Source organism: Actinoplanes aureus (assembly GCF_015704865.1).
GTDB classification, from domain to species: domain Bacteria; phylum Actinomycetota; class Actinomycetes; order Mycobacteriales; family Micromonosporaceae; genus Actinoplanes; species Actinoplanes aureus.
Genome location: NZ_JADQTO010000016.1, coordinates 77,573 through 102,271, shown reverse-complemented (window position 1 = coordinate 102,271; position 24,699 = coordinate 77,573). Strand labels below are relative to the sequence as shown.

Genomic DNA, 24,699 nt, shown 5'->3' with positions numbered 1-24,699 from the left:
CGCAATGAGGGTGCAAATCAGGAGTGAGGTCAACCTGAACCCGGGGCGCGGCACCGGTGTTTTCCCACATATGCACACCCACCAATGGCCGTCTTACGCGACGGAGTACTACCCGTACCAGGGCGAGGCCGCGGCCATCACGGTCACCATGAAGTACTCGCCGCTCGGATTCCTTCTGGGACTCTTCACGCCGGTACTGGTGATCGACGGCCAGCCGATCCCGGCCGGCTGGCGGCGACCGATCGCCACCACCGTTGTCCCTGGGCAGCATCACGTGCACGCGCACGTGCCGTACCTGATCCCCCGGCGCATCGGGAAGGCCGACCTGGTCGTCACCGCGATGCCGGGTCAGAACGTCGACCTGGAGTACCGGGCCCCGCTGATCGTCTTCATGCGGGGCGCCCTCGGCGCCGGGCCGCAGAAGTACCCCGGCCTGGTGGCCTCGATCCTCCTGCTGGTGGTCACCCTGCTGCTGGCGCTCTGCTCCTTCGGCGGAACGCTGGTCATGAACCGGTACGCCGCCCAGCTGGCGTCCACATCAGAGGCGGATCGCCCCATTCCCCCGTTGCCCGAGCTGCCGGAGTCCGCTCCGCCCCTGCCCAACCTGCCGGAACCGGCCGAGGAACGGCCCGCCCGCCGGCTCACCGGTGCCACCTTCGAGCCCGGGGAAAAGACGTTCACCATGCGGTTCAAGGACTGGCCGTTCGCCTTCCGCACCCCACCCACCTGGGGCTGCCTCGGCGCCCGTACCGACATCCCGGATTCGAAGGCGTACATCTGCGTCGACGAGGGAGATCCGGGCAGCGGGAAGCGCCTCGCCGTCCTGCTGCGGGCCTGCCCGGCGCCCTGCGGCGCCAAACAGCAGAACACCCTCGGCAAGAACTGGTTCCGCGCCGGCGAGAAGCCGCGCAAGTTCGACGCCACCACGAAGTTCCTCGAGGTGGAGAAGAACCGCTACCAGCTCGTCATGAGCCACTTCTTCGGCACCGAGCCGAAATGGCAGGTCGCCGTGGACGCCACCGCGCCGGTGAAGGCACGCTCCGAGATGCAGAAGGTCGTCAACGACATCCTCACCCAGACGTCTTGACCGAGGCGTCCGCTCCGATGAAGAAGATGCCCGGCAGCCCCTGCGTCTCGAACCCCGCACTGCGGTTGCGGCGTAGCGTGGAGTTGCGGACAGTCAAGGTCCCGGTGCGGTCGTTGCTCACGAAGAACACCGCACCGCCGCCCTCGCGCGCCTGGTTCTTCTCGATGACGGTCCCGTCCACGGTAAGCGTGAACCGGTTGCCGTCCAGGTAGATGGCACCGCCACTGCCCCCGCCGGGCGTACCGGCCCGGGCCGGGTTCGCACCGTTGCCGACCGCCTCATTGCCCGAGAAGTGGCTGTTCAGCACCGTCCAGGAGACGCCGATGCTGCTCAGCGCCCCGCCGTTCGAGCACACCCCGCCGGTGAACGTGCTGCCCACCACGTACACCGGGTCGTCACCACCCTGATCGAGCACGCGTACCGCCGCGCCACCCAGATCGGGCCCGGTGCGATCGCACCGGTTAGCGGTGAACCGCGAGTTGAGAATCCGGACGTGGCCGCCACGCACGAAGACCGCGCCGCCACCACCGCCCTCCGCGGACTCCCCCGTGCTGTTCCCTTGAGTGAACGCCATGTTCTGAATCGTCAGGCGCGGCGTGTCCTGGTCCTGGCAGTGCGACGTGGTCCAGCCCTGCGCCTCGTCACAGGTGTTCATGTAGAGAATCCGGCGCTTGCCGGCGCCGCTCAGCGTGACCCGGCCGCCACCGTCGAGCACCACCTTGGCACTGGCGTTACGCACCTTGGCCGTCTTGGTCATCGTGATCGTGACCGGATCCGGCCCACAGTCGAAGGTGATGACACCACCGGCCGCGACCGCCCGGACCACCGCGGCGGACGTGCAGCCGGCCGGTGTGCCGTCACCGACCGTACGGGTCGGGCGGCTGGTGTCGACCGGCCGCGCGGCGGCGGGAACGGCGGCGCGACCCTTGGGATTGCCCGGCTTCGGCAGCGCCCGGGGCGGCTTGCTGCTCGGCGCCGCCTTCTTCGAAGGCGCCACCTCGGCCGCCGCAGACGGGGGCGAGCTCACCCCACCGGCCTGAGCGGCCGGACTCGGCGCGGCCGCCGGCGGGTCGGCGTCGGCTTGGCAGCCACCCAGCAGGCCAGCGCCGAGCAGCGCGGCAACAAGGGCCCGTCGTTTCAACACCGGCCGATGGTACGGGCCGTCGCGAGATGCGGAAACATCTATCGTCGTACGGGTGAGTGAGTCCGCTGCTCGTCCGGTGATCGTCGACTGCGACCCGGGGCATGACGATGCGCTGGCCCTGTTGCTGGCCGCGGGTGACTACCGGCTGCGACTTCTCGGCGTCACCACCGTCGCCGGCAACCAGACGCTCGACAAGACGACGAAGAACGCGCTCAAAATTCTCGCCCTGGCCGGTGCCGCCGGCGTTCCGGTCGCGGCCGGCTGTGCCCGGCCGCTGGTCGGTGACCTGACCGTTGCCGAGGACATCCACGGGGCGTCCGGGCTCGACGGCCCCGACCTCGATTTACCGGTCGGCGGGGTTGCGGACGTGCACGCGGTCGAGCTGATGCGGCGGCTGATCACCGGCTCTCCCGAACCGGTCACGCTGATCGCCACCGGACCGCTGACCAACGTCGCGTTGCTCTTGCGCAGCCATCCGGAGGTCACGCCACAGGTACGCCGCATCGTCTTCATGGGCGGATCGACCGGGCGGGGCAACACGACGCCCTACGGCGAGTTCAACATCGTCACCGATCCGGAGGCGGCCGACATCGTGCTGCGGTCCGGGCTGCCGACCACGATGATCGGGTTGAACGTCACGCACCAGGCCCTGGCGACCACGGAGATCATCGCCGAGTTCCGTGGGCTGGGCACCCGGCTGGGCGAGATCTGCGCGGAACTGATGACGTTCTTCGCGAGCACGTATCACCGGGTGTTCGGGTTCGAGCACCCACCGGTGCACGACCCGATCGCCGTGGCACAGGTCATCGACCCGGCGATCGTCCGGACCGTCACGGCACCGGTCGCTGTCGAGCTGACCGGGACGTACACCCGCGGCGCGACCGTTGTGGATCTCCATCACCGCACCGGGCGTACCCCGAACGCGGACATCGCGGTGGGCCTGGACGTCGGCGCCTTCTGGCGCCTGCTCATGGCCGCCGTGCGTCAGGCCGGCGAGCAGCGGACCGGGTAGCCCGATGCCGACCTGCTCGTGATGGAAGACGCCGGCCCGGCGTGCACGGGACCAGGCCTGTCGAGGCGCCTGGCCTTCCCCTCCTGGGATCGAGGGTTTCCAATGGAACGATGCGCACTCAGACTCGGCTTCTGATCGCCGCCGGCATGACCTTGGCGCTGCTCACCGGCGCATCCGGTCCGGCCGTGGCGAACCCGTCGACGCCACATCCCCGGGCATGGCAGGAGACGCTTGACGCCATCCATGACGCGGGCATGGCCGGGGCGTTCGCAGAGGTACGCGACGGGCGTCACGTCTGGCGTGGTGCAGCGGGAGTAGCCGATGTGGACACCGGCCGGCCCATGCGGCCGGGGTTCCAGCATCGCGTCGGCAGCATCACGAAGACCTTCACCGCCACCGTCATCCTGCAGCTGGCCGGAGAGGGCCGGCTGGGCCTGGACGACCCGATCGGCCGGTTCGTACCGGACCTGGTGCCCGACGATCTCGCGACCGGCGTGACGGTACGGATGCTGCTCAACCACACGAGCGGCATCGCAGACTACGACACGGTTCTGTTCCCCGACCTGGCGGCGATGGAACGGTTACGGCATGTGACCATTCCGCCCTCGCGACTGGTGGCACTGGGCCTGTCCGAGCCACGCACCGGCGCGCCGGGTGAGCGCTGGAGCTACTCCAACACCAACTACATCCTCGCCGGCGTCATCCTCGAACGGATCACCGGACGATCGGCCGAGAGCGAGTTCGCACGGCGGATCATTCGACCCTTGGGACTGCGGAACACCTACCTTCCCGGGCGGTCGCCGTACATCCGCGGGCCGCACTCCGAGGGCTACGTGCCATGGCCGGACGGGACGCTGCGTGACTTCAGTGTGTACAACATGTCCTGGACGTGGACCGCGGGGGCGCTGGTGTCCTCGGCGAGCGATCTGAACCGCTTCTACCGCGCGCTGCTCGGTGGCCGGCTCCTGCGGCCCGCGCAGCTGGCGCAGATGAAGACCACTGTTCCGATCGCGCCGGGCCAGCAGGACGGTGGCTACGGACTCGGGATCGCCGGGGGAAGACTCGGCTGCGGTATTGAGGCTTGGGGGCACGACGGACTGGTCATCGGTTACTACGCGATGTCCTACCACGCGCCGACCGTGGACCGGCACGTGAGTTACGGCGACAACATGGCCTTCTACGGACCGCCCGACCATCCCGTCGACCAGCTCAGAAACGCGTTCTGGCCGGACGTGCTGTGCGGCGCTGCGGACGCCGTGCACGCCACCGGCTCGTCACCCGGTGTGTTCGCCCCGGACCGCGGCTTCCTCGCTGATCGAGCATTCTGCTCTTGGTGACCCGTGCGGCACACTCGGTGACACATGCATGACCGGACGGGGAGGCATCGCATGCCGTACCTCAATGTTGTCGATCCGGCTTTTGATTTCACCTCGCCGGAGGTGCTCGCCGCGCAGGCCGCCGATTGGTACGCCGACAGCCCGCTCGGCCCGCTCGTGCTGCGTTACGCGGAGGCTCAGGAACTGCTCCGTGACCGTCGGCTCGACCACGGCGGCGACGACTACCTGCGACGCAACGGCATCACCTCCGGGCCGATCCACGACTGGTGGGTCCCGATGATCGTCAACTGGGACGGCGCCGACCACCGCAGGCTCCGCGGCCTGGCCGGCCGCTCCTTCACGCCGCGCACGGTCGACCTGCTGCGACCCTTCATCCGGGCGACGGCCGAGGCACTGGCCGATGAGATGGCAAGTGCCGGCGAAGTCGAATTCGTCGACGCCTTCGCCAATCGGCTGCCGCTGGCGGTCATGGGCGAACTACTCGGTGTGCCCGCCGCGGACCACGACATATTCAGCGTCTGGTCCAGCGACATCGGCCTGATCTTCGCCTTGGCCACCGGCGGCGACACGGCGGCCCGCGTCGAACGGGCCGTCGCGGGACTGGACGGCTATATAGACGCACTGATCGACGAGAAAACCAAGCGCCCGGCCGACGACCTGATCTCCACGATGGTCGGCGCCTGGCGGGTCGATGCGACGGTTACCCGCGAGGAATTGCGCAACCTGCTGGTCACGCTGGTCTTCGGCGCACACGACAACACCCGCCACCAGTTCTCCAACATGATGGTCACCTTCGCCGAACACCCCACGCAGTGGACGCTGCTGCGCGACCGGCCCGACTTGGCGGAGAACGCGGTCAACGAGACGATGCGCTGGCGACCGTCGGCGGCGAGCCTGTTCCGCCGCGCGGCCGAAGACTTCGAGTTTCGCGGTGTGCCCATCCCCGCCGGGACCTTCGTGACCATGGCCGTGCGGACCGCCCAGCGGGATCCACGTGCTTATCCCGGCGGAGGCACCTTCGACATCACGGCAGTCCGCGATGCCCCGCTGCTCCAGTTCGGCGCCGGACCGCACTATTGTCTCGGCTCCGCGCTCGCCCACGCCGAATTGAGCGAAGCCCTGGCGATCCTCGCCCGTCGTTTCGGCCCGCCGGTCATCGCCGGAGAGGTGACCTGGCGGCCGGCGATCGGCACCCACGGGCCGAACGAACTGCCGTTGCGGCTCCCGAAGCCGGCCTGAAGCACGCCCACACGATACGGGTGTCCGTGGCCGGACTGTGCTGCTACCGGCCCGGCCACCGAGGACCCGGCGCCTGGTGATGCCGGTCGTCTGATCACTCACGGGAGGAGCAATCCCCAGTGGACGGCCCACGGGACGAACAACAGCCCGCCCGCCGTGAGCAGGCTGAGCCGAATCCGGTCGGCCGAGCGGTGCTGGAACAGGCCCCACGCGACCGTGAGCGTGGCAATCACGGTGACGCAGGCGAGCAGTTGCAGGCCGAGCCACACGACCGGGCGGCCAAGGACCACGGGCCCGGTGACCTTCGCCGCCGTGGCGAGCAGAACGAGCAGGTACAGCAGCGTGCCGGCAACGGTGGCCGGGCCCAGCACGGCGAGCCAGCGGGCCGATCGTAGGGCCTGGACGCGCGGGCCGCGGCGGATGCGGTGGACGGCGGCGGCCACCGGGTACGCCGCGAACGCGAGGAGCAGCGCCAGGAACGCCACCAGTTGGACCGCACCCCCCTCGTACCAGGCCGGTGCGCCTATGGCCGGTGCGGCCGGCTCGGGGCCGAAGTCACCGCTCGGGAGGGACTCCTGCCGGGGGTCGACGATCCAGCGCGCCTCGGCGTCGCCGTAGTCCGCCGGCAGGTCCGGCAGGCGGTCGAAGCCGTCGTCGGCAGTGCGGTGCAGGTTGTGGTTGGTGGCGTCGACGATCCGGATGGTGTGCCGGGTGTTCCCACCGCGCTCCAGCGCCTGCCGGATGAGCTGGCTGCTCTGCCCGGGCACGGCGTCCCGGTCGAGGCGGCCCCACTGGGCGAGCACCGGCTGCCGCACCCGCTCCCAGTGCGGCAGTGGATCGAAGTCGGCCTCAGCGAAGATGCCCGCCCCGATCGCGGTGCGGACCGTGGTGCCCCGCATGGTGCCGGGCAGCGACCCGTTGACGCCGGCGTGCTCCAGGTACGTGCCGTAGGCCCAGGCGGTCTGCACGGCCGGGGTGACGCCGACCGCGCCGACCGTGACGAGGAAAGCGACATCGGCGGAGCGGTTCGCAGCGATCGGGGCGACGAACGCGCCTTCGGACAGCGCCCACAGCCCGGTCCGCCCCGGGTCGACGTCCGACCGTGATCGCAAGTGCCGCAGCCCGGCGAGCGCGTCGTCGGCGAGCAGCCCGTAGTCCCGATGCAGCATCGAATAGCCGACTGTGCGCTTGTCGTACACGAGCGTCACGATGCCGTGCCGGGCGTATGCCCGCGCCTCCGGCATGAGATATTCCCGGCCGCGGTTGCCCGCGCCTTCCAGCATCACGATCCCCGGTCGCCGCGTCTTCCCGGCGTCCTGAGCCGGCGCGAGGACAGTGCCGTGCAAGACCACACCACCGGCGCCGGTGAATTCGACCTCGGTGGCGACCACGTCCGCCGGCCCGGCGAAGGCCGGCGTCGGTACGGCGGCCAGCGCCGCTGACAGCGCGACGAGTACGGCTATGGCGATCTTTCGCATTCGGGGTCTCCCAGGTCGATCTCGGTTCGTCGGGAGCCAGCATCGTCGTCGCGCCGCTCGGCACACAGGGCGAGAACACCTGGGATCGACGGGGTGCAGGCACCCTGTCGGCCATGATTCGCGCGCCCTACTGTCGATGCCGTGAAGCAGATTCGCAGTCATGGACGTGACCTGGGTTGGCTGGTGGTGAGCGCGGCGATCGGCCTACCCGCTCCCGTGCTGCTGTTCCTCCTCGTCGCGTCGTTACCGGCGACCGTGGCGGCCGGTCTGGGTCTCGGACTCTTCGCGGCCGCCGTGTGGGTCACCCGTCGGCTCGCCGGACTCCAGCGTCGCCGGGCGGCTGCGGTGCTCGGAGCGGCGGTGCCGGCCTCGTACCGGCCGCTGCCTGCCGGGGCCTTCGCCCGGCTGCGCATGATCCTGCGCGAGCCGGCGACCTGGTACGACTTCGCTTGGCTAGCCTGCCAGTTCGTCGTCGGCGTGGTCTGTTTCGTGCTTCCGGTTGCCCTGTGGCTGGGCGCGTTCCAGTGCGTAACCGCACCCGTGCTGAGCGCGGTGCTGCCGGAGCCGACCGGGTACGACCCCCTGGTACTGGAGCTGACCGGCCGGTCCACGGTGCTGAGCTGGGTGCTGGTGCCGGTCGGCCTAGGACTGGCAGTCGTCGCGTACCGGCTGCCCCGGCCTCTCGTCCACGGGCAGGCCCGGCTCGCGGCGGCGCTGCTCGGCCCGACCTCCAAGGCGGTGCTGATCGACCGGGTCGGCAGCTTGACCGCCACTCGCGCCGCCACCGTCGATGCGTCCGCCGCGGAGCTGCGCCGCATCGAGCGTGACCTGCACGACGGCGCGCAGGCGCGGCTGGTCGCGATGGCGATGAGCCTGGGCGTCGCCGAGGACGTCATCGATGCCGATCCGGCCGGCGCCAAGGCTCTGGTGGCCGAGGCACGGGCCGGCGTGGGCGCGGCGCTGACCGAGCTGCGGGACCTGGTGCGCGGCGTGCACCCGCCGGTGCTGGCCGACCGGGGCCTGGCCGCAGCAGTCGAGGCGCTCGTGCTCGACACCGCGTTCCCGGCCGACCTGGACCTGAGGCTGGACCGGCGGCTCACCGCCCCGGTCGAGGCCGCCGCCTACTTCGCCGTCGCCGAGGCGCTCGCCAACGCCGGCCGGCACAGTGGCGCCACCCGCATTCAGGTGACCATCGCCGACACCGGTACGGCCCTGCACATCACCGTCCGAGACGACGGGCACGGCGGCGCCGACCCGGCCGGCGGCACCGGCCTGCTCGGCATCCGGCGCCGGATGGCCGCGTTTGACGGCGAGCTGCGTTTGAGCAGCCCGGCGGGCGGCCCGACGGTACTCAACATGGAGCTGCCGTGCGCGTCCTGATAGCCGAGGACCAGGCACTGCTGCGCGACGGTCTTACCCGCATGCTGACCGCGTACGGCTTCGACGTGGTGGCGACGGTGGCCGACGGATCGGAGCTCACCGAGCGACTACTCGAGGTCCGTCCCGACATCGCCGTGGTCGACGTCCGGATGCCGCCTACGTTCACCGACGAGGGGCTGCGCGCCGCCCTCGCCGCCCGACGGCAGGCGCACGGCCTTCCGGTGCTCGTACTCTCCCAGTACGTCGAACGGCTCTACGCCCGGGAATTGCTCGCCGACCGCGCCGGCGCGGTCGGCTACCTACTCAAGGACCGAGTCGGTGACGTCCGCCAATTCGTAGCCGCGCTGCGCCAAGTCGCGGCCGGCGGCACTGTCATCGACCCCGACGTGGTCGCGCGTCTCCTGCACGGACGCGACACTTTGACCGAGCTCACCCCACGGGAGCATGACGTCCTACGGCTCATGGCGGAGGGCCACTCCAATGCCGCGGTAGCCGAGCAGCTCGTCATCGCCGAGAAATCGGTCAACAACCTGATCAACACGCTGTTCGCCAAGCTCAGTCTGTCCCCCTCAACCAGCCATCACCGCCGGGTGCTCGCGGTGCTGGCCTACCTCGACGGCCGAGACCGATGACGAGCGTCTGCGAACAGGTCCCGGGGAAATTCAGAACGTGGCCTCTCGAAGCGCCGGAAGGGACACAGACGGCGCTCAAGGAGGGCTTCCGAACGATCGGCGACGGGGTTGGAAACGCTGCCGAGGCAGTCGCCGACAACGCGAAGAGGGTATGGAACAGCATCTTCTGAGACGACTCACGAAGGCGTACGCCAAGGCCGGGCTGAGTCTGGCCGGTCCGGCTCACCGTCGAAACGAGCAGCCCGCTCACCTCTGCCCTACCAGGCGAAAGGATTCGGGCGAGCCCACACTTTCGCTCGATCGCGGGAAATGAAGACTGTCGTCGCGGATCTCCGTGATACGGCCCTTCGGGGTCGGCATAGTGAGACAGCGCAGGAAATGCGTATCTCCGGCACATCCTCCTATTCCGTAAACGCGAAGGATCCCTGTGAAGAATTTTCTGAGGCTGGCCGTCCTTACCGGCGCAGTGACCGCGGCACTCGGCTTCGTTGCGGCGCCCGCCAGTTCGGCGCTCGCAGCGGGGGCCTTCGTTGCCGCCAATGCCGGCAGCGACAGCGACCATGGCAAGAGAAAGGGAAAAGGCGAGGGTCCTGACACCATCAACAACAACACCAACCACAACGCGAATCGCGACAAGACCTACAACACCAACCACAACGCAAACCACGACAAGCACCACAACACCAACCACAACGCAAACCGCGACAAGCACTTCAACACCAACCACAACGCAAACCGCGACAGGCACTACAACACCAACCACAACGCAAACCGCGATAAGCACTACAACACGAATCACAACATCAGCCACGACCGAAACTACAACGTCAATTACAACACCAGTTACGACAAGCACTACAACGTCAATTACAACACCACGTACGACCGGGGCACGCATTTGCTCCCCGACATCCACCTCGGCGGCCTGCCCCTCTGGGATCTCTCCTGACCTGATTCCGAAATCGAGGCGGATTGCGGCGCGGCAAGCAGGAGCGCAGAAAGTACCTGATGCCGTTCAGATCAGGTGTCCGCTGAGGAGACTGTGACGTCGCCGGCAGTACAGGAACGTCGTGGGGCCGGTTGACCGACCACATCGAGTGGGCGTGGTGCCGGCGGGCCCCGACCAAGTCGGCGGATTTGTCCGGAATGGTAGGCAATCTTCGCACCGCCGGCTTCGCCGCACGCTCGGTGATCATCATCGCCGAGGCGGCCGTGCCCGCACGGTCGTGCGAGGCCCAGCACCCAGGTATGACATCGCCGGGAACCGGCCGCCGTGGCAATACGCCGGCCCGAATGTGGTCATCGGACGCCACGCCGGCGTTGCCGAGCCCAGGGAGACACCCGTGCCTGATCAACAGATGCCAGCTCCGCTCCGGTCTGCGCTCGACGCGGGGGATCCGATCCTGTTCGTGTCGCCGCACCTGGACGACGCCGTGCTGTCCTGCGGAGCACTGCTGGAAGTCGCGGCGCGGCACTGCCCGGTGATCGTGGCGACGATCTTCACCACCGCCGGCCCGCCACCGCACACGCACGCGGCGCGCGGCTTCATGCGAGCCTGTGGCTCGGACGACGCCGCGTCGCTGTACTCGGCCCGCCGCCGCGAGGACGCCGACGTGCTGGCCCAGCTGGCCGTACAACCGGTACATCTGGGCTTCGCCGATGCGCTGTTCCGCCGGCGGCGGCGCGGCGGACCGATGCGGGAAAGGCTCGGACGGGTCGTGCCCGAACTGGCGCACCGCTATCCGACCTACCACTTCGACATCGCCCGGGGACGGCTCGCACACGGCGACCGCCCGCTGATCCGCGACGTCCTGGCGGCGATCCGGGCGACCGCCCGGCGCGCGGGCGCGAAGCTGCTGTTCTGCCCGCTGGGTGTCGGGCGGCACGTCGATCACCTGATCGGCCGGCTGGCCGGCACGCAGTTCCGCGAGCACGCCGTCTACTACTCCGACTTTCCCTACGATCTGGTGGCTCCGGTGGATACGCGCTTCGTTTCGGCGCATGCCCTCACGCCCTGGCGCCTGAGCACCGGCGTCGCCGCGAAAGGCCGGCTGATCAGCGGTTATCGCAGCCAGGTGGCGGGGCTGTTCCATGGGGGCGTCATCCCGGCGGTGCCGGAGGTGTACTACTGCCCCCGCCCGTGACGGTCCTCGGCGAGGACGGCGTCCAAGACGGCGCGGTACCGCGCGGATACGGCGTCCCAGTCGTAGTCCCTGCTGCGGGCGTAGCCGCGCCGGCCCAGCCGTGCGCGCCACTGCGGATCCGCGGCGATGTCGTGCAGCGCCCGGCCGAGGGCAGCTTCGTCGAAGGCGGGGACCCGGATCCCGCAGTCGTCGCCGATCCAGCGCAACTGGGGAAGATCGAAATGAACCACCGGCTTCCCGTACGCCATGGCGTCCAGCGCACTGAGGCTGAAGGTCTCGAACCGCGACGGCACCACCACGGCGGCGCACGAGCGGAGCAGGCGCTCCTTCTCTGATCCGTCGACCCGGCCGACCAGCCCCACGCCGGGGCCGGCCGCGGCGACCAGACGGCGCAGCTTGCGCTCCTCCTCGGCAGTGCCCGACCCGGCGACCACCAGCGGCAGCGCCGGCCGGTGACGGCGGACCGCGGCGAGCAGCAGATCGAGGCCCTTCTGCTCGACGTCGATGCGCCCCAGAAAGAGCAGATGGTCGCCGGTGCCGAACTCGCTCTCCGACAGGGCCGGGCGGTACGCGCCGTTGGGGATGAGGTGACAGGTCGCCGGGTGCGCGTACTTCTCGATCATCGCGCGGTCCAGTTCGTTGAGGGTGATGAAGTGCCGGTACAGCCGCACCGCCCAGCGTTCGACGAGATGGAACGGTATCCGGTACTTACGCGCCATGTCGGCGCCGCCGAGCATCTGCACGAGCGCGACGACCGGGCGCCGGGACAGCATCGGCAGGAGGCTCGCTGAGATCGGCGGCGTGACGGTCTCGATCCAGGCGCCGTGGCCCGCCAACGTAGCGACGAACGGAAGCATCAACTGGAAGAGGACCTGCCCGGCGCGGGGGCCTGCCCAGCCGACCGGGAGGTATACGTACCGGACGCCGTCGCGCACGTCGGCGCGGCTGCCGCGATGCGAGGCGGTGTACACGACGACGTCGTATCTCGTCGCCAGCCGGGTGGCCACCTCATGCACGACGACCGGGCCGCCCCCGCTGTAATGCGGGTTGCCGATGCTGTCGAAGATCGACATGGCGATCTTGCGCGTCCCGCGTTGCGGGCACGCCGTCGGAACCGGTTCCTCATCGCCGCGGTTTTCGTTCATGCGACGGCATCGGTTCGGAACTGGGCAAGGTCAGTGGGCATGGCTGCGGGAACCGGTGAGGCGGGTCAGCCGTGGAGCCCGCGGCCGGCCGCACAGCCGGGGATCGCGATCACAGCCGCCACACCGTGGACGGGACTGTTCTGCCGCACCGCGCTGCCCTCCGAGACTGATCACGCGCATCGCCGTATACGGCTGAAGTATGTCGGAGAGCCGTGCTTCACATGGCAGTTCTGCCTGATGAGAGGCCGGTAGTGGCCCGAAAGGGTGTTATCGGCGCTGGATCGGGTGGTTTGCGAGCATCCAAGCGAAAATCGCCTTCCGATCCAGGTCCTGATTATGGGCGCGGCTCCAGCACCGAGATCGCCGGCAAGCCCTCCTCATCGCCGGTTCTCGGCAGGGACGGCGGTGCGTCGTCGCGGCGCGCCGGGAGCAGTCGGGTCGCGACCGGGGTAGCAATGGGTTACAACCGTAATTGAGACCCATGGCGCGTCGAACAGCCGTCGTGCTTAACATTCCGCAAAGCGCTTCGGCGCGAGTGATTGCCCGCACTGCAGCCATTGTCCTGGCGATGTCCGTGACAGTTTTCACTTTTTCGCCCCCCAGCAACGCCGCGCGCCGTACCGGAGCGGCCTTGAGCAGGCCTTTGCTGGGGATTCTGCAGCCGGCCGATGGCCGGGCAGTCACGACCAAAGCCGCCGGCGTGGGGGCGGTATTGCTGGAGGCGCGTTGGCGGGATCTACAGCCGGTGGCCGGAGCGGGTCTTGATTCGGCGGCGGTTTCGGCGCTGCGGAAGCGGTACGCAACATTTCAGCGCGCCGGGCTTCAGGTGGTTTTCTCGCCTGGTTTGCAGGATGCTCCGTCGTGGGTCTTCGACCTGGATCCGGACACCCGATTTGTCGATCAGTACGGCATCAAATGGCACGGCGGGCCGGGCGAGGACGTTCCGGATGCGGTGTGGAATCCGAAGGTGCGCGCGGCTCAGAAGGCCTATCTGCAAAAGTTGACGGTGGCCATCAAGGGCCTCAAGTTCACGGCTGTGCGGGCCGGTGGTTTGCTCAACGGTGAGTTGCGCTATCCCGATCAGGCCCTGCCGAGGCATTCCTTCTGGGCCTTCGGGAAGTGGGCGCGAGCGAGCAATCCGGTTCGCGGATGGGTGCCGGGCACCGGTAAGCCGGCCCAGGCGCAGAAGTTCATCTCGTGGTATTTGGACAGCCTCGTCGAGTACCAGCGGTTCATCGTGGCTCAGACGCAGTTGATGGTCCCGGGGGCGCCGGTGCTGGTGCTGTATCCGAATGTGGGGCTGCGTCCCGGCCAGGCCGAGGCGGCAGCGGCCGCACGCTTGTCCGGCGGCACGTTGGCGGAGAACAACAACACCCTGTCTCAGGGACTGGATTGGGCGCGGCAGGTCGCGGCGCTGCCGAAGCGCGGGGTGCTCGCCTATCAGTCGTCGATTGATCGCGCGGGTACCGGCACGACGGCGCAGACCAAGTCGCCGATCGCATACTTGTCGGATCTGGCCATTCGTGCCGGTGTGGGCATCGCGGGCGAGAACCAGGGCAGCAACACTCCGGCGGAGCTTGCGAGGGCCTACGCCCACGCGCGTACCTACAAACTGTCGATGATGTTCATCATGAACGAGGCCGACCTGTACAGCGGGCGCACGGACCGGCCGTCGCTGAGCCAGGTCACCGCGATGCAGACCAGTTAGCCGGGCGGCACCGCCCGGATACGGCGCCGGTGGCGGGTGTGGCACTGCTGTGCTGTCCCGCCACCGGCGAGCCGTGGGGCCACGGTGCCGGGTTCGATGTCGTCACCGAGGCTGGCGAGGACCGATTCGCCGGTGCTGCCTTCGTTGCCGCAGCGGCCGGTCGCAGGACCCGCGTATCTCGCGAGCCGGCGGTGACCTGCCCCTCGACCGCGTGACCGGTGCCCACCGAGGAGGCCGGCCGGCGCGGCGCCACGAGAATCATCGTCACGAGCGCGGTAGCCGCAGTCGTGCTTGCCGAAGTCCAGGCGAAGACCCGGAGGTCACCCGAAGCCGCGGTGAGGGCGGCTGCCGCGGCGACGGCGCTGATGGCCAGGACGATGATGGCCGCGCGGTATCGTCCGGCTGCTTGGAGAAAGGTGGTGGCCAGGCTGAGCAGGCCCGCGAGTGCGCCGGCGAGGGCCAAGGGGAGCAGCAGGGCGTGGAACTTGGCGTAGTGCGCGGGCAGGATCATGGCGAGGATCGAACGCGGCAGAGCCGCCAGTGCGACGACGACGAGGCCGGACAGCACCAGGTAGAGCGCGAGTGTCTCGCGAGTGACTCGCCGGGCCTCGTACTCGGTGATGTCGTCGGCGGCCAGCCGGGGAAACGCGATGACCGACAACGCGGTGGACACGAAGAGCGGAATGCGGCCGAGCACCATCAGCCCTTGGTAGCCGGCGGCGGCCGGGGTGGCGCCGACGCTCAGGCTGAGGACGATGACGTCCGCGGCCTGGACCAGGGAGCAGAGGCACTGGACGGCGCCGATTCCTATCGCGTCACGCCAGAGGGTGCGGTCGCCGGCCTGGCCGCGACCCCGCCGTCCGATGTCAGATCGCATGATCCACAGAGCCCAGCAGGCGCACAGCGTTGAGCCGGTCGCCATACCGGCCACTCCGGCCGTGGCGGATCCGGCGAGCGCCGCGCCGCCGAGGCCAATGACGATCTTGGCGGCGACCTCGGCGAGGCGGTACATGGTGAGCTCAGCCAGGCGCTGCCGGCCCTGAAGGTATCCGGCACCGGCGGCGGTCACGAAGATGCTCAGGCAGCTGACGGCGGACAGCAGGATCAGGGAAGTGTCCGCGTAGGCGGCCTCCACCAGCCACAACACCGCAGCGGCGGCAATGCCCGCGAGTGCCGAAGTGGTTAGCGCGAAGCCGACCGCATGCCGCCGCCGGTCAGCCGAGTGCGCCGAATTGCAGATCTCGCGGGCGAGCACCCAGGGGATCGTTGCCGAGGCGGCGGTGCCGACCAGCAGGAGCAACGAGGAGATCGAGGCAACCTTGGCGAAGTCGGCCGGGCGCAGCAGAAAAATCAGGGTGACGGTGTACCCGTAGTTGAGCAGCCCGGTGGCGAGAGATCCCGCCAGCACCAGCCACCCGGTGCGCTTCACCAGAGATTCCGGTCGATGGTCTGATAAATAGCGACTTCACCGTACGATCGTCCGGTCTTGGAGAAGACCTTGGTGCCGTGCTGGGCGTACCAGTCGACATGGCGCGGGGTCGTGAAGGTGTAGCCCTCGTCCACGAGCTTCTCCAACGTGACCAGGTAACTCACTCCCTCGCTGGCCATGGTGGACGGGGCACCGAGTGGAACCGGCACCAAGTCGGTACCCAGCAGGCTGAGCTCGGTCTGGCCCGCGACCCAGGCCACGCGCGATCCGGCAGGGGCGTGTGCCAGTAGCCACTTCATCGCCTCGCTGTGCCCGTTGTCGGGGGTGGACCGCAGACGGACCCAGGCGGTTGCGTCGAGGGCGAGGAGCAAGACCAGGATGCCGGTCAGCAGTGGCGTCGTGGCGGTGAGCCGCGGGACGCGTCGCGACAGCTCGGCACCGGCTACGACGGCGCTGATGAGGGCCGGTACGGCCAGGTAGTACAGGAAGTGTTCCTCGATCGTGCCGAATGCCGTGTCGTAGGCGACCATGAAGGCGGCCGAACTCGTGAACAGGCCGAGGACACGGTGGGCCGGTGTGACGGGACGTACCAGCAACCACAACCCGGCCAGTGTCCCGGCTCCGATCAGGGCATAGCTCCCGCCGAACTCCAGCAGCTGGGACCACATCACGTGACTCAGCGACGGTGAATGCGGCGCGTTGAAACCCGTGGTGATGTGTGTGCCCAGCAGGCGTGCGAATCCGGAGGTCTTCGCCGTCCAGAGAGCAGCGCCGTGGCCGCTGACCACGACCACGACCGAATAGGTGACGTAGAGTGCTGGGACCGCGGCGGCGGCGACGATCGCCTGCCGCCGTACCCCGCACCAGCCCGTCACCGCCATCAGCAGCAGCGGCACCGTGGTGATCAGCACTGCCATGTCCTTCGTGAGGACCGCGGCGCCGAAGCACACACCGCACAAGACGCCGCTCCGGCCACGACCCGGCGCACCCTGTACGAGCCGTACCAGCTGGAGATAGCCGGCCAGCACGAAGGTCAGCGCCGTGGTCTCCAGCAGCACCCGCGCGTTCTGCCGAAGTATGTAGGCGTCGATGGCGAACAGGGCGGTAGCGGCCACCGCGGCCCGGAACCCGGCCAGGCGGTGTGCCAGGAAGAAGATCAGGACGGCGGACGCGGCGGCCATCACCTCCTGTAGCGCCCGCATGAGATAGACGGCGCGGTCCGCGCCACCGTCGATCGGCACGATCGTCGACCAGAGGGCCTCGAGCCAGAAGAAGCCGGGTGGATGCAACAGAAACGGTTGTCCTGCGTTGTCCGGCAGCAGATGTCCGGCGGCCACCGACCGTCCGAGAGCGGCGTAGAAATGTTCGTCGACGAAGATGTCATAGCTGGTCGTCAGGCCGACAAGGCGCAGCGCGAGTACGACGGCGACCGCGGCGGCCACGGTGAGCCCGGTACGCGTACGCGACCGCCGCCCCGGGCCGGCGGTCGGCGGCGCGGGCTCGGTACGACGTGCCATGCCGAGGTTTTCGGTGATCATGGCTTACCTCCGTCGTACCTCGCGAAAGCGACGCGACGGTAAATGGCTTCCTGCCGTGCCGCGATGGTTTGCCAGTCGAACTGGCTGGCGAAGGCGCGGCCGGCCGCTCCGAGCCGCGCCGCCCGTTCCGAATCGGCCAGCAGCCGGGTGACGGCCTCGGCCAGCGCACCGACGTCACCGGGCGGGACCCGTACCCCGGTCTCGTCGGTGATGACGTTGCGCAGGCAGGCGATGTCGGAGCCGATGACCGGGGTCCCGGTGGCAGCGGCCTCGACGGCGACCATGCCGAACGTCTCGAACCGCGACGGGACGATCACCGCGGCGGCCGACGCCAGCAGGGCGTACTTGCGGTCGCCGTCGACCCGGCCGAGCCAACGGATCCGGTCGGCCACCCCCATGGCGGAGGCCAGCCGACGCAGTTTGTCATGGTCCGACCCGTCACCGGCGATGTGCAGCGGCCGGTCGGGGATCGAGGCAAGCGCCCGGATCAGGACGTCGATGCCCTTCTGCGTGGTATCCAGCCGGCCGAGATAGACCAGCGGAGCCGACGGGCTACCGAATCTGCCGATGTCGGCCGGGGTCAGGAACGCCTCGGACTCCACACCGTTTGGTACGACCTGCACCTCGGCGCCGGGATGGCGGCCGGTGATGTCGGCGGCGAGATCGTCGGAGACGGCGATGAAGTGCCGGTGCTGCCGTACTCCCCACCGCTCGATGAGCTGGAAGGGGAGCCGGTACTTCGCCGTCATCTCAGCGGCGAACATCCATTGCACCATCGCGATGACGGGGACCGAGGTAAACCGAGGAATGCCGACCGTGCCGACCGGCGCGCCGAAGTCCTCGACGATCAGGTGCGCCGTGGAACGGTGCGCTTGGCGCGTGGCGCGCAGGAAATACGAGATCGCCCGCGCGCGGGTACGCCCGGATCCCAGGTGTACGTAGCGGACGCCGTCTTCGATCCGGTCACAGGCACCCGGCCAGCCGGCGGTCAGAACGGTGAGGTCATGGCGCCGGGCAAGCTGCCGATTGATCTGGTGCGTGCGGATCGAGCCACCGCCGGAACCGGGCTGATCCTTGTCTTCGTAGCCTAGGTGCAAAATGCTCATGCGTTCGGCGCGGCGAAGGCGCGTCACGACGATCCGCTTTCCCCGTCGGCCCCGGTGAGCGACAGATCCGCGACGCTGGAGGCCCAGCCCAGCAACTCGTTCGGGCGAGCCAGGCGACAGTCTCGGATGGTGGCCGTGGGGACCCCCATCTGCGTCAGCCGTGCTCGGGCGTCCTCCTCGTCCGCGCCGAGCAGGAGCAGACGCGCGGTGTCGGCTCCCAGATCAATCTGGTCGGTGCCCGGCAGCACGGACAGATCCGCGGTGCGAAGGCCGACCGGGTCGAGGTCGACGATCGTTGCCGCGTCGCTCACGTGCTCAGCGCGCCGGGCGACACTGCCGTCGTGCAGGCGCGCGCGCTCGGCGGTCAGCACCGCGAGCAGCCTGTCGGCGGTCGCCTGCCAGCTGAACCTGTCGGACCATCGCCGGCACGCGTCAGCCATGGATCGAGCGGTGGCGTCCTCACGGAGTGACGCCACCGCGTTCACGATGGCGGTGGGCAGGTCCACGGGATCGTTCACCAACCAGCCGGTGACTCCGTCGATCACCGAGTCCTGCAGACCTGACACCCGCAGGGCGACCGCGGGGACACCGCGTGCGGCCGCCTCCATCACCGACAGTCCCCAGCCTTCGCCGACCGAGGTGCCGACGGTCATCCACGCCTGGTCCAGAAGGTTGTCACGACGCTGGTCGCTCACTCGACCGTGGAAGCAGATCCGTTCACCCACTTGCAGCTGATCGGCGAGAGTACGCAACGCCGGCAGTTCCGGCCCGCTTCCGACGATGTCGAGCCGCAGATCCTCGACCCGGCTCATCACCTCGGCGAATGCCCGAACGAGCAGATCGACCCGCTTGTGGTTCACCAGCCGGCCCACGAAGACGATGCGCGGATGCACGTCCCGCAGTACGCGGACCGGGTTGTCGGCCCGATCCTGCCCGCATGCGGTTATGAACACCGGTCCGGCGAATCGCAGCAGCCGGCGCACCTCGGCGCGCGAGGAGGGTGACACCACGCAGACGGCTCGCCGCCCGTAAACCCAGCGACTGACCGTGCGTTCAAGCCACTGCCCGAGCAGGCTCACCGGCCGCGGGAAATAGAGCGTGAACTGATGCTGATGCACGTGATGGATAAGCAGGGCGACCGGCTTGCGCCGCCCGGTGGCCAGCGGCGAGAAGAACGGAATACCGTTCTGGGAATCGATCACGGCGTCAAATTGGCGGCGATGACGCCTCAGCCACACCAGGGTATGAAAATAGACGGTGAACCTTCCGCCCCGTCGAACGATCCGGCCGAACGTGGCCTCCTCGACGGGCGTCGCACCCTTGAAACCAGAGGTGAGCAGCGTGACCTCATGCCCGTTCCGGGTCAGGTGCTCAGCAACGCGTTCACAATACAATTCGGCACCGCCGGCCAAGGGGTGCCCGCTGTCGCGCCAGTTGCAGATGACCACATGGGACATGTTTTCTGAATCATCTTTCTCAGTAAGTCGGAAGGATTCGATCGGCTCAACGCTCGGTCATGCTGCGGTGCAGCAGCCAGAGTTCCCGGGCCACCTCGACACTGTCGCGCAACGGCGCGAACGTACTTCCCGACCGGTCGTTCCATTCGACGCCCAACTCGATGATCGACAACCCCATCCTGCGGGCCTTCGCAAGGACTTCGAGGTCGAACGCGAAACCGGTGAGCGTCACAGTGGAGAACAGACGCCGGGCAGCCATTCCTTCGAAGAACTTGAATCCGCATTGGGTGTCGGTGAGGTCACCGACGTATCGGCGGGAAACCATGCGAAACGCTGTCCCACCGAATCGCCGGACCAGCGGTTGCCGCATGGTCACCCTGGAACTCGAGTGCCGCCGGGACCCGATCACGACCTGCCAGCCGTCGGCCAGCAGGCTGACCACGTCATCGATCGCGGTGGGGGCGGTAGCAAGATCCGCGTCACAGAATCCCACCCACCGCGCCCGGCTGGTCAGCACCCCTCGCCGTACGGCGGCGCCTTTACCGCGCCGGGAGCAGCCCGACACAGTGATCGGCACATTCGCCGTGCTGAGCGGATCGACGACTTCGGCGGTGCGATCCGAACTGCCGTTGTCGATGACTCTGATGGCCCCCGAGATCGGCATGGCGGAAAGGTGACCCGCGAGCGCAAGCAACGTCGGGCCGATACGGAACTCTTCGTTGTATGCCGGGACGATGACTTCCAGATCGAGCCCGTCGGCCGATTGGCTCCCGGGCCATACTCGGTCCGTCGCGCTGGACGTCGCTGCGCCCGATATCAGAAGCGGATGCGGCGCTTCCGGGTCTGTCGCAGCGCGCATGAGGCCCTCCGTGGCCGTTGTTCCGACCACGCTTCGGCCGGTATGTGAAGGTTCTTTGTTCTCACAAAAGACAGTCGGCTGATGCTTGGATCTCGGCATGCTGCGGGCACCCGAGTCCGACGCCACGGAACATTCTCCCTGTATCGCGACGAAATGATGCCAAAATACTGAAACTGACCACGGGTCCGACCCCGGCACCCGGCCCCCAAGGCACGGCCAGGGTCAGCCACAGTGATACTCGCCGGACCCGTGATCCGGCCCTGCCGTCGTACGTCTGGTATCCGGACGTGGCGGGCTTCATCGACCTCGTCAGCGACGATCGAGCAGCCCGGCGGCTTGCCCGCGCGATCAACGGCCGCGGCGCGTTCCACCGGTTCGAGAACGAGTTGAACGAGGAATACCCACACCTCGCCCGCGCCTGCCTGATGGCCGAGCGGGCCCGCGCGCTGGCGAGGTGGGTGCTCCGTCCCGGCCGGCCGGTGACCGCGACGGCGCCCTGGTGGAGGTCACCGTGCTGGACGCCGTCCCTGACATCCTCGACCTGACCGACAGAAAGGCCAGCAGCGTTCAGGTGTTCAAGGCTGCGGTCGAGTTCAGCACGGTCCGCTGCTCCGGGTGCCGTAGGTAGTGATCGAGCGCTTGGTAGGTCGGCCGGGCGTTCGCGCCGAGCCAATAGGCCCCGATGACGAGGAAGGGCAGGAACTGCTCCTCGAACCTGTTCCGACGGCCGGCGAAACGGTTCTGCCGAGCACGCGGCGAGGGATACGCCTTGATGACGATCATGGGTTGGTCGGTGGCCACCTCGACGTCGTAGACGGCGTCCCACGGCGTGAAGTACTCGGCTGCCAGGGAACGGTGATAGATGCCGGCCGGAGTCAGGACGACCCGCCCGGGCGCACGGTGCAGCACCCCGGCGATGTACCAGACCAGGTAGGCGATCGCGGCCGTAGCGACCGCGGCCATGATCCAACCGCCTGGAGGACCGCTGGCGGCCGTGGCGATCACAGCGGCGACCAGGACGAGGACGGTCATGGCCAGCAGGGAGAACAGCCAGTAGTACGGCATCCGAGCGTACGTGAAGGTCAGGCCCTGTTCGGCGTGGTCGTCGACGCCGAGCATCGGCGGACTCCCGCCACGGCGGGGATAGCGAAGGTGGCTCAGCGTCGCCCCGGCCAGGTGACCCAAGTAGACGGCGGCGGCAGCCAGGAGGATCGCGGTGACCGGATCGCCGGCGGAAGCCGCCCAACCGGCCCCCGCCAGAACGCCCGCGGTCATCAGGATGAAGTAGCCACCACCGAACATCAGCAGCAGCGGGCGGGCCGGGTGGGGCCAGTTGTCAGGCAGACCGGCGGAGGCCGCCTGTCTGAAGAAAGGATCGTGCGTCGGCTGCATCATGTCCGCCTTGTCAGAAAATGGCGTTCCACACCTTCTTGGCGCTGTCGCCGACCGCTTCGCCGGCATTCCCGACCGCTTCACCCGCATCGCCCACGGCGTTGCCGACCGTCGTAAAGCCCTCCTCGATGGTGGCCTTCACCCCGTCCGACAACAACTCGTCGTAGGCCCAGTCGGCGGCGCCGCTGGCGATCAGGCTCGCTCCGACACCCGCCACGGCCCCGATGAGAATGCCGGGTGGACCGCCCAGCGCGCCGGCTGCGGCGCCCGACGCCATCGAGCCGATCAAGGCACCCACCCCGATCGCCGCGCCGGCCCCGACGACGCCGCTGATGACCGCCTTACCAGCGGGCTTTCCCTGGTGGATGTCGTAGCCGATACCGGCGGCGGTGATGCCCAGCCCTATGATCGGGATTTTGCTGCTCACCCGGCGGGCCACCGAACCCGCCTGACGGGTGTACTTGTCAGCGTCGAGGTAGCGCTGGTAGGCCTCCCGGTTGTACCGCATGGCTTCCGTGGAACCGCCACGCGCCTTGAGGTACCGCTCCTCGGCGAGCTTCTTCTCGTCCAGGAGGGCCTGGGCCTGCGCCTTCATGATGCTGGTGTGTCGAGCGGCGAAACCGCCGACCGCGCCGTTGGCGAAGTCGCCGACGTTCAGCAGTGCCTTGCCGACCAGGTCGTCCCAGACGTTGCGGCCGATGATTCGCACCGCCTCCCAGTCCTGGCGGGCACGGTCCGCCTCTTGTTGCGCCGTCACATAGGTCGCCACTTTCGCCTGATGGCCGTCGTACGCGGCGACCGATTGCTCGTACGCCTGAAGCAACTGCGGTGTCGCCGGCCGACTGGCCGGAAGCTCCTTGACAGAGGGAGTAGGACCGGGATCCAGGATGACGTCTCCTGCCAACTCCAGTCCGCCGTCGCGGGCAATACCCCGCGCACGCCGCATCCCGGCCTGCGCCGTCACCAGACCGTCGGCATACGCGTGGAAGGAATTCGCCGCCCGTTCCACGTCGACCCGCAGGTCATCGGTCTTGCGGCCCGCCGAGTCCATCCGGGCACGGAAGGCGGGGCCAGCGTCACCCTGCCAACTCGAGTCGGCCCGGTCCCGTGCTGTGTGCAACTCGTCGACTGCCCGGTCCACACCACCGGCCAGTCGATTGCGCAGCCAGTCAGCGGTGACGCGGATGGTCTTCGGGTCGCCGTCGATGCGGGTGTCGATGGGCATCAGAACAGCTCCTGCAGCGAATCCGCGCCGCTCTGATCCTGGACCGTGTATCGCGTGCGCGCCAGATCAACCCGATCGGCAGCTTCCAACATGCCCGTTACGAGATTGCCCGCGCCGTCGAAGAGATGCGCCAACACGGTGGCTATCAGTTCGGTGTCCTCACCTGCGGAGGGCGCGGCGGGCCGGTCCGCGCCGACTTCGTCGAGCGACTGGCCGGTACGCCGCAACCCGTCGGCCACCATGCCCAGCACCTGGGGGTCCGCGCGCATCACCCCGCGCTCCCGGACCGCCGGTGCTCCTCCGGGATCTCCAGGTCGAGGAAGACGAGCTCGAAGCCAATCGATACGCGCAGTTGTTCGAGAGCCGTCGCCGGTAGGACAGCCCACGGTTGCTCCGGTCCACAAGAGTCCACGAGCCGGTCCAGTGCGGAGTACACCAGCAGCGCCTTGCGCCCATCGCGGGTCGGCCACACGTCCACGGCAACCTCACCGGCCCCGACCGGCACAGGACCGCACGGCAGATACACCACGGGCGGAAACGCCCGCTTCGTGTCCGGCATGTCTTCCGGGCGGCTGCCTGGAACGCGGCCTCCCGTAAGGCTCATCTCTGGAAGCGCACCCCACCCTCCGTCGGCACCACGCATCGGCCGGTAGGCTTCGAACTGCTGATGCCGTCCCACGGCCGCTCCCTCCTCGCGCATACCAGCCCACACGCTGAGGGGTACGCCCTCCTCGCTACGTTGGTTCACTGCCGAGACCGGCCTGGCACACCTTCGTCCTCGTGTGGATGCCGCCGAGGCGACCACCGCGAGACGGCGAAACAGCTGATGACTGCCGCTTCTTGAACACGGGCCGGACGATGCGCCACGAACCGCACCACCGTCGTTCCAGGTAGCCCACTAGCGGGACGCTTGACCAGCTCACGCATCAAGCAACGGCAATAAAGTCGAGGAAGAGCGTAAGGCCGTTTTCGCGGCGCCGACCCTGCAGCGGCGCCGCGATCAGGTTTCCGAGGCCTCCGTCGGGTAGGACGTCCTGGTTCGGGAACAACCGGTCGTACGACCGCAGGTCCATCGAGCCGCGCAGCACCATGGCCTCATGCAACAGGACCGTTCCGATCGACCGGGCCGTAGCAGCGGGAGTCGGGTCGGTGATGAACACCCATGCGTGCGCCCCGCGTCCCGACTGGGAGATTTCCAAAGCCGCCGGGCACCGCTGGCTCGGGCGGCTTTGCAGTAAGCCAGCGCATCGAGCATCGCAGTGCTGCCATCGAAGTCCGCGGCCAGGAACTGGCAGGTGTTGTCGGTGAGCAGCGGATACAGGCCCAGAAACACGTCGCCGACCACATGGCGGCAACCACCTCCGCGGTGAGCGGCAGATAGGCCGCC

Annotated in this window: 22 protein-coding genes and 1 pseudogene; 10 read left to right on the top strand and 13 right to left on the bottom strand. The window is 68.5% G+C overall.

Translation table 11 applies throughout. The annotated features are described in order from the left end of the window. Window positions 1–70 precede the first annotated feature (70 nt). Entirely contained in the window at window positions 71–1,087 is a 1,017-nt protein-coding gene (locus I4J89_RS29995; protein WP_196417466.1) for a hypothetical protein, read from the top strand. Here I4J89_RS29995 and I4J89_RS29990 read toward each other — a convergent pair. After that, entirely contained in the window at window positions 1,071–2,231 is a 1,161-nt protein-coding gene (locus I4J89_RS29990; RefSeq protein WP_373688172.1) for a hypothetical protein, read from the bottom strand. The genes I4J89_RS29995 and I4J89_RS29990 overlap by 17 nt on opposite strands. A gap of 52 nt (window positions 2,232–2,283) precedes the next feature. Here I4J89_RS29990 and I4J89_RS29985 point away from each other — a divergent pair, with 52 nt between their 5' ends. The 3 genes from I4J89_RS29985 (at window position 2,284) to I4J89_RS29975 (ending at window position 5,819) form a co-directional block, all read left to right on the top strand. Continuing rightward, window positions 2,284–3,243: a nucleoside hydrolase gene (locus I4J89_RS29985; protein WP_309238528.1), complete on the top strand. Its 960-nt coding sequence runs from the start codon at window positions 2,284–2,286 to the stop codon at window positions 3,241–3,243. 110 nt (window positions 3,244–3,353) lie between these two features. Next, complete coding sequence (locus I4J89_RS29980; RefSeq protein WP_196417465.1) at window positions 3,354–4,580, top strand: serine hydrolase domain-containing protein; 1,227 nt, start codon at window positions 3,354–3,356, stop codon at window positions 4,578–4,580. Window positions 4,581–4,631: 51 nt separating this feature from the next. Then, the gene (locus I4J89_RS29975) at window positions 4,632–5,819 is read left to right on the top strand and encodes a cytochrome P450 (protein WP_196417464.1); all 1,188 of its coding nucleotides are present in this window, start codon (window positions 4,632–4,634) and stop codon (window positions 5,817–5,819) included. 98 nt (window positions 5,820–5,917) lie between these two features. Here the strand turns inward: I4J89_RS29975 and I4J89_RS29970 are convergent, their stop codons facing one another. Continuing rightward, a complete protein-coding gene (locus I4J89_RS29970; protein ID WP_196417463.1) occupies window positions 5,918–7,297 on the bottom strand; it encodes an alpha/beta hydrolase family protein in 1,380 nt (459 codons plus the stop codon). 141 nt (window positions 7,298–7,438) lie between these two features. Here I4J89_RS29970 and I4J89_RS29965 point away from each other — a divergent pair, with 141 nt between their 5' ends. The 4 genes from I4J89_RS29965 to I4J89_RS29950 all read left to right on the top strand — a co-directional run bounded on the left by I4J89_RS29965 (window position 7,439) and on the right by I4J89_RS29950 (window position 11,453). Beyond that, the gene (locus tag I4J89_RS29965) at window positions 7,439–8,677 is read left to right on the top strand and encodes a sensor histidine kinase (protein ID WP_196417462.1); all 1,239 of its coding nucleotides are present in this window, start codon (window positions 7,439–7,441) and stop codon (window positions 8,675–8,677) included. Next, a complete protein-coding gene (locus I4J89_RS29960; RefSeq protein WP_196417461.1) occupies window positions 8,665–9,309 on the top strand; it encodes a response regulator in 645 nt (214 codons plus the stop codon). The genes I4J89_RS29965 and I4J89_RS29960 overlap by 13 nt, the downstream gene beginning before the upstream one ends. 427 nt (window positions 9,310–9,736) lie before the next feature. Further along, window positions 9,737–10,258, top strand: a complete 522-nt coding sequence (locus I4J89_RS29955; protein WP_196417460.1) for a hypothetical protein — start codon at window positions 9,737–9,739, stop codon at window positions 10,256–10,258. Between the two features lie 394 nt (window positions 10,259–10,652). After that, on the top strand, window positions 10,653–11,453 hold the full coding sequence (locus I4J89_RS29950) for a PIG-L family deacetylase (RefSeq protein WP_309238527.1): 801 nt from the start codon (window positions 10,653–10,655) through the stop codon (window positions 11,451–11,453). Here I4J89_RS29950 and I4J89_RS29945 read toward each other — a convergent pair. Next, on the bottom strand, window positions 11,435–12,598 hold the full coding sequence (locus tag I4J89_RS29945; RefSeq protein WP_196417459.1) for a glycosyltransferase family 4 protein: 1,164 nt from the start codon (window positions 12,596–12,598) through the stop codon (window positions 11,435–11,437). The genes I4J89_RS29950 and I4J89_RS29945 overlap by 19 nt on opposite strands. A gap of 568 nt (window positions 12,599–13,166) precedes the next feature. On the opposite strand from I4J89_RS29945, the gene I4J89_RS29940 reads away from it, so the two are divergent. Continuing rightward, window positions 13,167–14,306: a hypothetical protein gene (locus I4J89_RS29940; RefSeq protein ID WP_196417458.1), complete on the top strand. Its 1,140-nt coding sequence runs from the start codon at window positions 13,167–13,169 to the stop codon at window positions 14,304–14,306. On the opposite strand, the gene I4J89_RS29935 is transcribed toward I4J89_RS29940, so the two are convergent. From I4J89_RS29935 to I4J89_RS29915, 5 genes are read right to left on the bottom strand one after another with little or no spacing between them, the layout of a single operon-like run. Beyond that, window positions 14,284–15,735 (bottom strand): lipopolysaccharide biosynthesis protein, encoded by a 1,452-nt coding sequence (locus I4J89_RS29935; RefSeq protein WP_196417457.1) that lies wholly within the window; start codon window positions 15,733–15,735, stop codon window positions 14,284–14,286. The genes I4J89_RS29940 and I4J89_RS29935 overlap by 23 nt on opposite strands. Beyond that, complete coding sequence (locus I4J89_RS29930; RefSeq protein ID WP_196417456.1) at window positions 15,732–17,273, bottom strand: ArnT family glycosyltransferase; 1,542 nt, start codon at window positions 17,271–17,273, stop codon at window positions 15,732–15,734. The genes I4J89_RS29935 and I4J89_RS29930 overlap by 4 nt, the downstream gene beginning before the upstream one ends. After that, complete coding sequence (locus I4J89_RS29925; protein ID WP_196417455.1) at window positions 17,270–18,406, bottom strand: glycosyltransferase family 4 protein; 1,137 nt, start codon at window positions 18,404–18,406, stop codon at window positions 17,270–17,272. The genes I4J89_RS29930 and I4J89_RS29925 overlap by 4 nt, the downstream gene beginning before the upstream one ends. Then, window positions 18,403–19,836 (bottom strand): glycosyltransferase family 4 protein, encoded by a 1,434-nt coding sequence (locus tag I4J89_RS29920; RefSeq protein ID WP_196417454.1) that lies wholly within the window; start codon window positions 19,834–19,836, stop codon window positions 18,403–18,405. Before I4J89_RS29920 ends, I4J89_RS29925 begins: the two co-directional genes overlap by 4 nt. 46 nt (window positions 19,837–19,882) lie before the next feature. Next, window positions 19,883–20,695 carry a glycosyltransferase gene (locus I4J89_RS29915; protein ID WP_196417453.1) on the bottom strand — a complete coding sequence of 271 codons (813 nt, stop codon included), beginning with the start codon at window positions 20,693–20,695 and terminating at the stop codon, window positions 19,883–19,885. A 287-nt stretch (window positions 20,696–20,982) separates the two neighbouring features. Here I4J89_RS29915 and I4J89_RS29910 point away from each other — a divergent pair, with 287 nt between their 5' ends. Then, window positions 20,983–21,240: a hypothetical protein gene (locus tag I4J89_RS29910; protein ID WP_196417452.1), complete on the top strand. Its 258-nt coding sequence runs from the start codon at window positions 20,983–20,985 to the stop codon at window positions 21,238–21,240. 22 nt (window positions 21,241–21,262) lie between these two features. Here the strand turns inward: I4J89_RS29910 and I4J89_RS29905 are convergent, their stop codons facing one another. From I4J89_RS29905 to I4J89_RS52035, 5 genes and pseudogenes are all read right to left on the bottom strand, one after another. After that, complete coding sequence (locus I4J89_RS29905) at window positions 21,263–22,090, bottom strand: hypothetical protein (protein ID WP_196417451.1); 828 nt, start codon at window positions 22,088–22,090, stop codon at window positions 21,263–21,265. Window positions 22,091–22,100: 10 nt separating this feature from the next. Further along, entirely contained in the window at window positions 22,101–23,312 is a 1,212-nt protein-coding gene (locus tag I4J89_RS29900; protein ID WP_196417450.1) for a hypothetical protein, read from the bottom strand. Beyond that, window positions 23,312–23,584, bottom strand: a complete 273-nt coding sequence (locus I4J89_RS29895; protein WP_196417449.1) for a hypothetical protein — start codon at window positions 23,582–23,584, stop codon at window positions 23,312–23,314. The genes I4J89_RS29900 and I4J89_RS29895 overlap by 1 nt, the downstream gene beginning before the upstream one ends. Next, window positions 23,581–23,991: an SAV_915 family protein gene (locus I4J89_RS49995; RefSeq protein WP_230859822.1), complete on the bottom strand. Its 411-nt coding sequence runs from the start codon at window positions 23,989–23,991 to the stop codon at window positions 23,581–23,583. The genes I4J89_RS29895 and I4J89_RS49995 overlap by 4 nt, the downstream gene beginning before the upstream one ends. Window positions 23,992–24,238: 247 nt before the next feature. Continuing rightward, a pseudogene (locus tag I4J89_RS52035) lies at window positions 24,239–24,645 on the bottom strand (TOTE conflict system archaeo-eukaryotic primase domain-containing protein). Window positions 24,646–24,699: the final 54 nt, after the last annotated feature.

Bases quoted from the DNA above. Each gene is read 5' to 3' on its own strand.
- I4J89_RS29995 (WP_196417466.1), top strand. From the start codon at position 71: ATGCACACCCACCAATGGCCGTCTTACGCGACGGAGTACTACCCGTAC.
- I4J89_RS29980 (WP_196417465.1), top strand. From the start codon at position 3,354: ATGCGCACTCAGACTCGGCTTCTGATCGCCGCCGGCATGACCTTGGCG.
- I4J89_RS29975 (WP_196417464.1), top strand. From the start codon at position 4,632: ATGCCGTACCTCAATGTTGTCGATCCGGCTTTTGATTTCACCTCGCCG.
- I4J89_RS29970 (WP_196417463.1), bottom strand. From the start codon at position 7,297: ATGCGAAAGATCGCCATAGCCGTACTCGTCGCGCTGTCAGCGGCGCTG.
- I4J89_RS29945 (WP_196417459.1), bottom strand. From the start codon at position 12,598: ATGAACGAAAACCGCGGCGATGAGGAACCGGTTCCGACGGCGTGCCCG.
- I4J89_RS29940 (WP_196417458.1), top strand. From the start codon at position 13,167: ATGTCCGTGACAGTTTTCACTTTTTCGCCCCCCAGCAACGCCGCGCGC.
- I4J89_RS29930 (WP_196417456.1), bottom strand. From the start codon at position 17,273: ATGATCACCGAAAACCTCGGCATGGCACGTCGTACCGAGCCCGCGCCG.
- I4J89_RS29920 (WP_196417454.1), bottom strand. From the start codon at position 19,836: ATGTCCCATGTGGTCATCTGCAACTGGCGCGACAGCGGGCACCCCTTG.
- I4J89_RS29915 (WP_196417453.1), bottom strand. From the start codon at position 20,695: ATGCGCGCTGCGACAGACCCGGAAGCGCCGCATCCGCTTCTGATATCG.
- I4J89_RS29905 (WP_196417451.1), bottom strand. From the start codon at position 22,090: ATGATGCAGCCGACGCACGATCCTTTCTTCAGACAGGCGGCCTCCGCC.
- I4J89_RS29900 (WP_196417450.1), bottom strand. From the start codon at position 23,312: ATGCCCATCGACACCCGCATCGACGGCGACCCGAAGACCATCCGCGTC.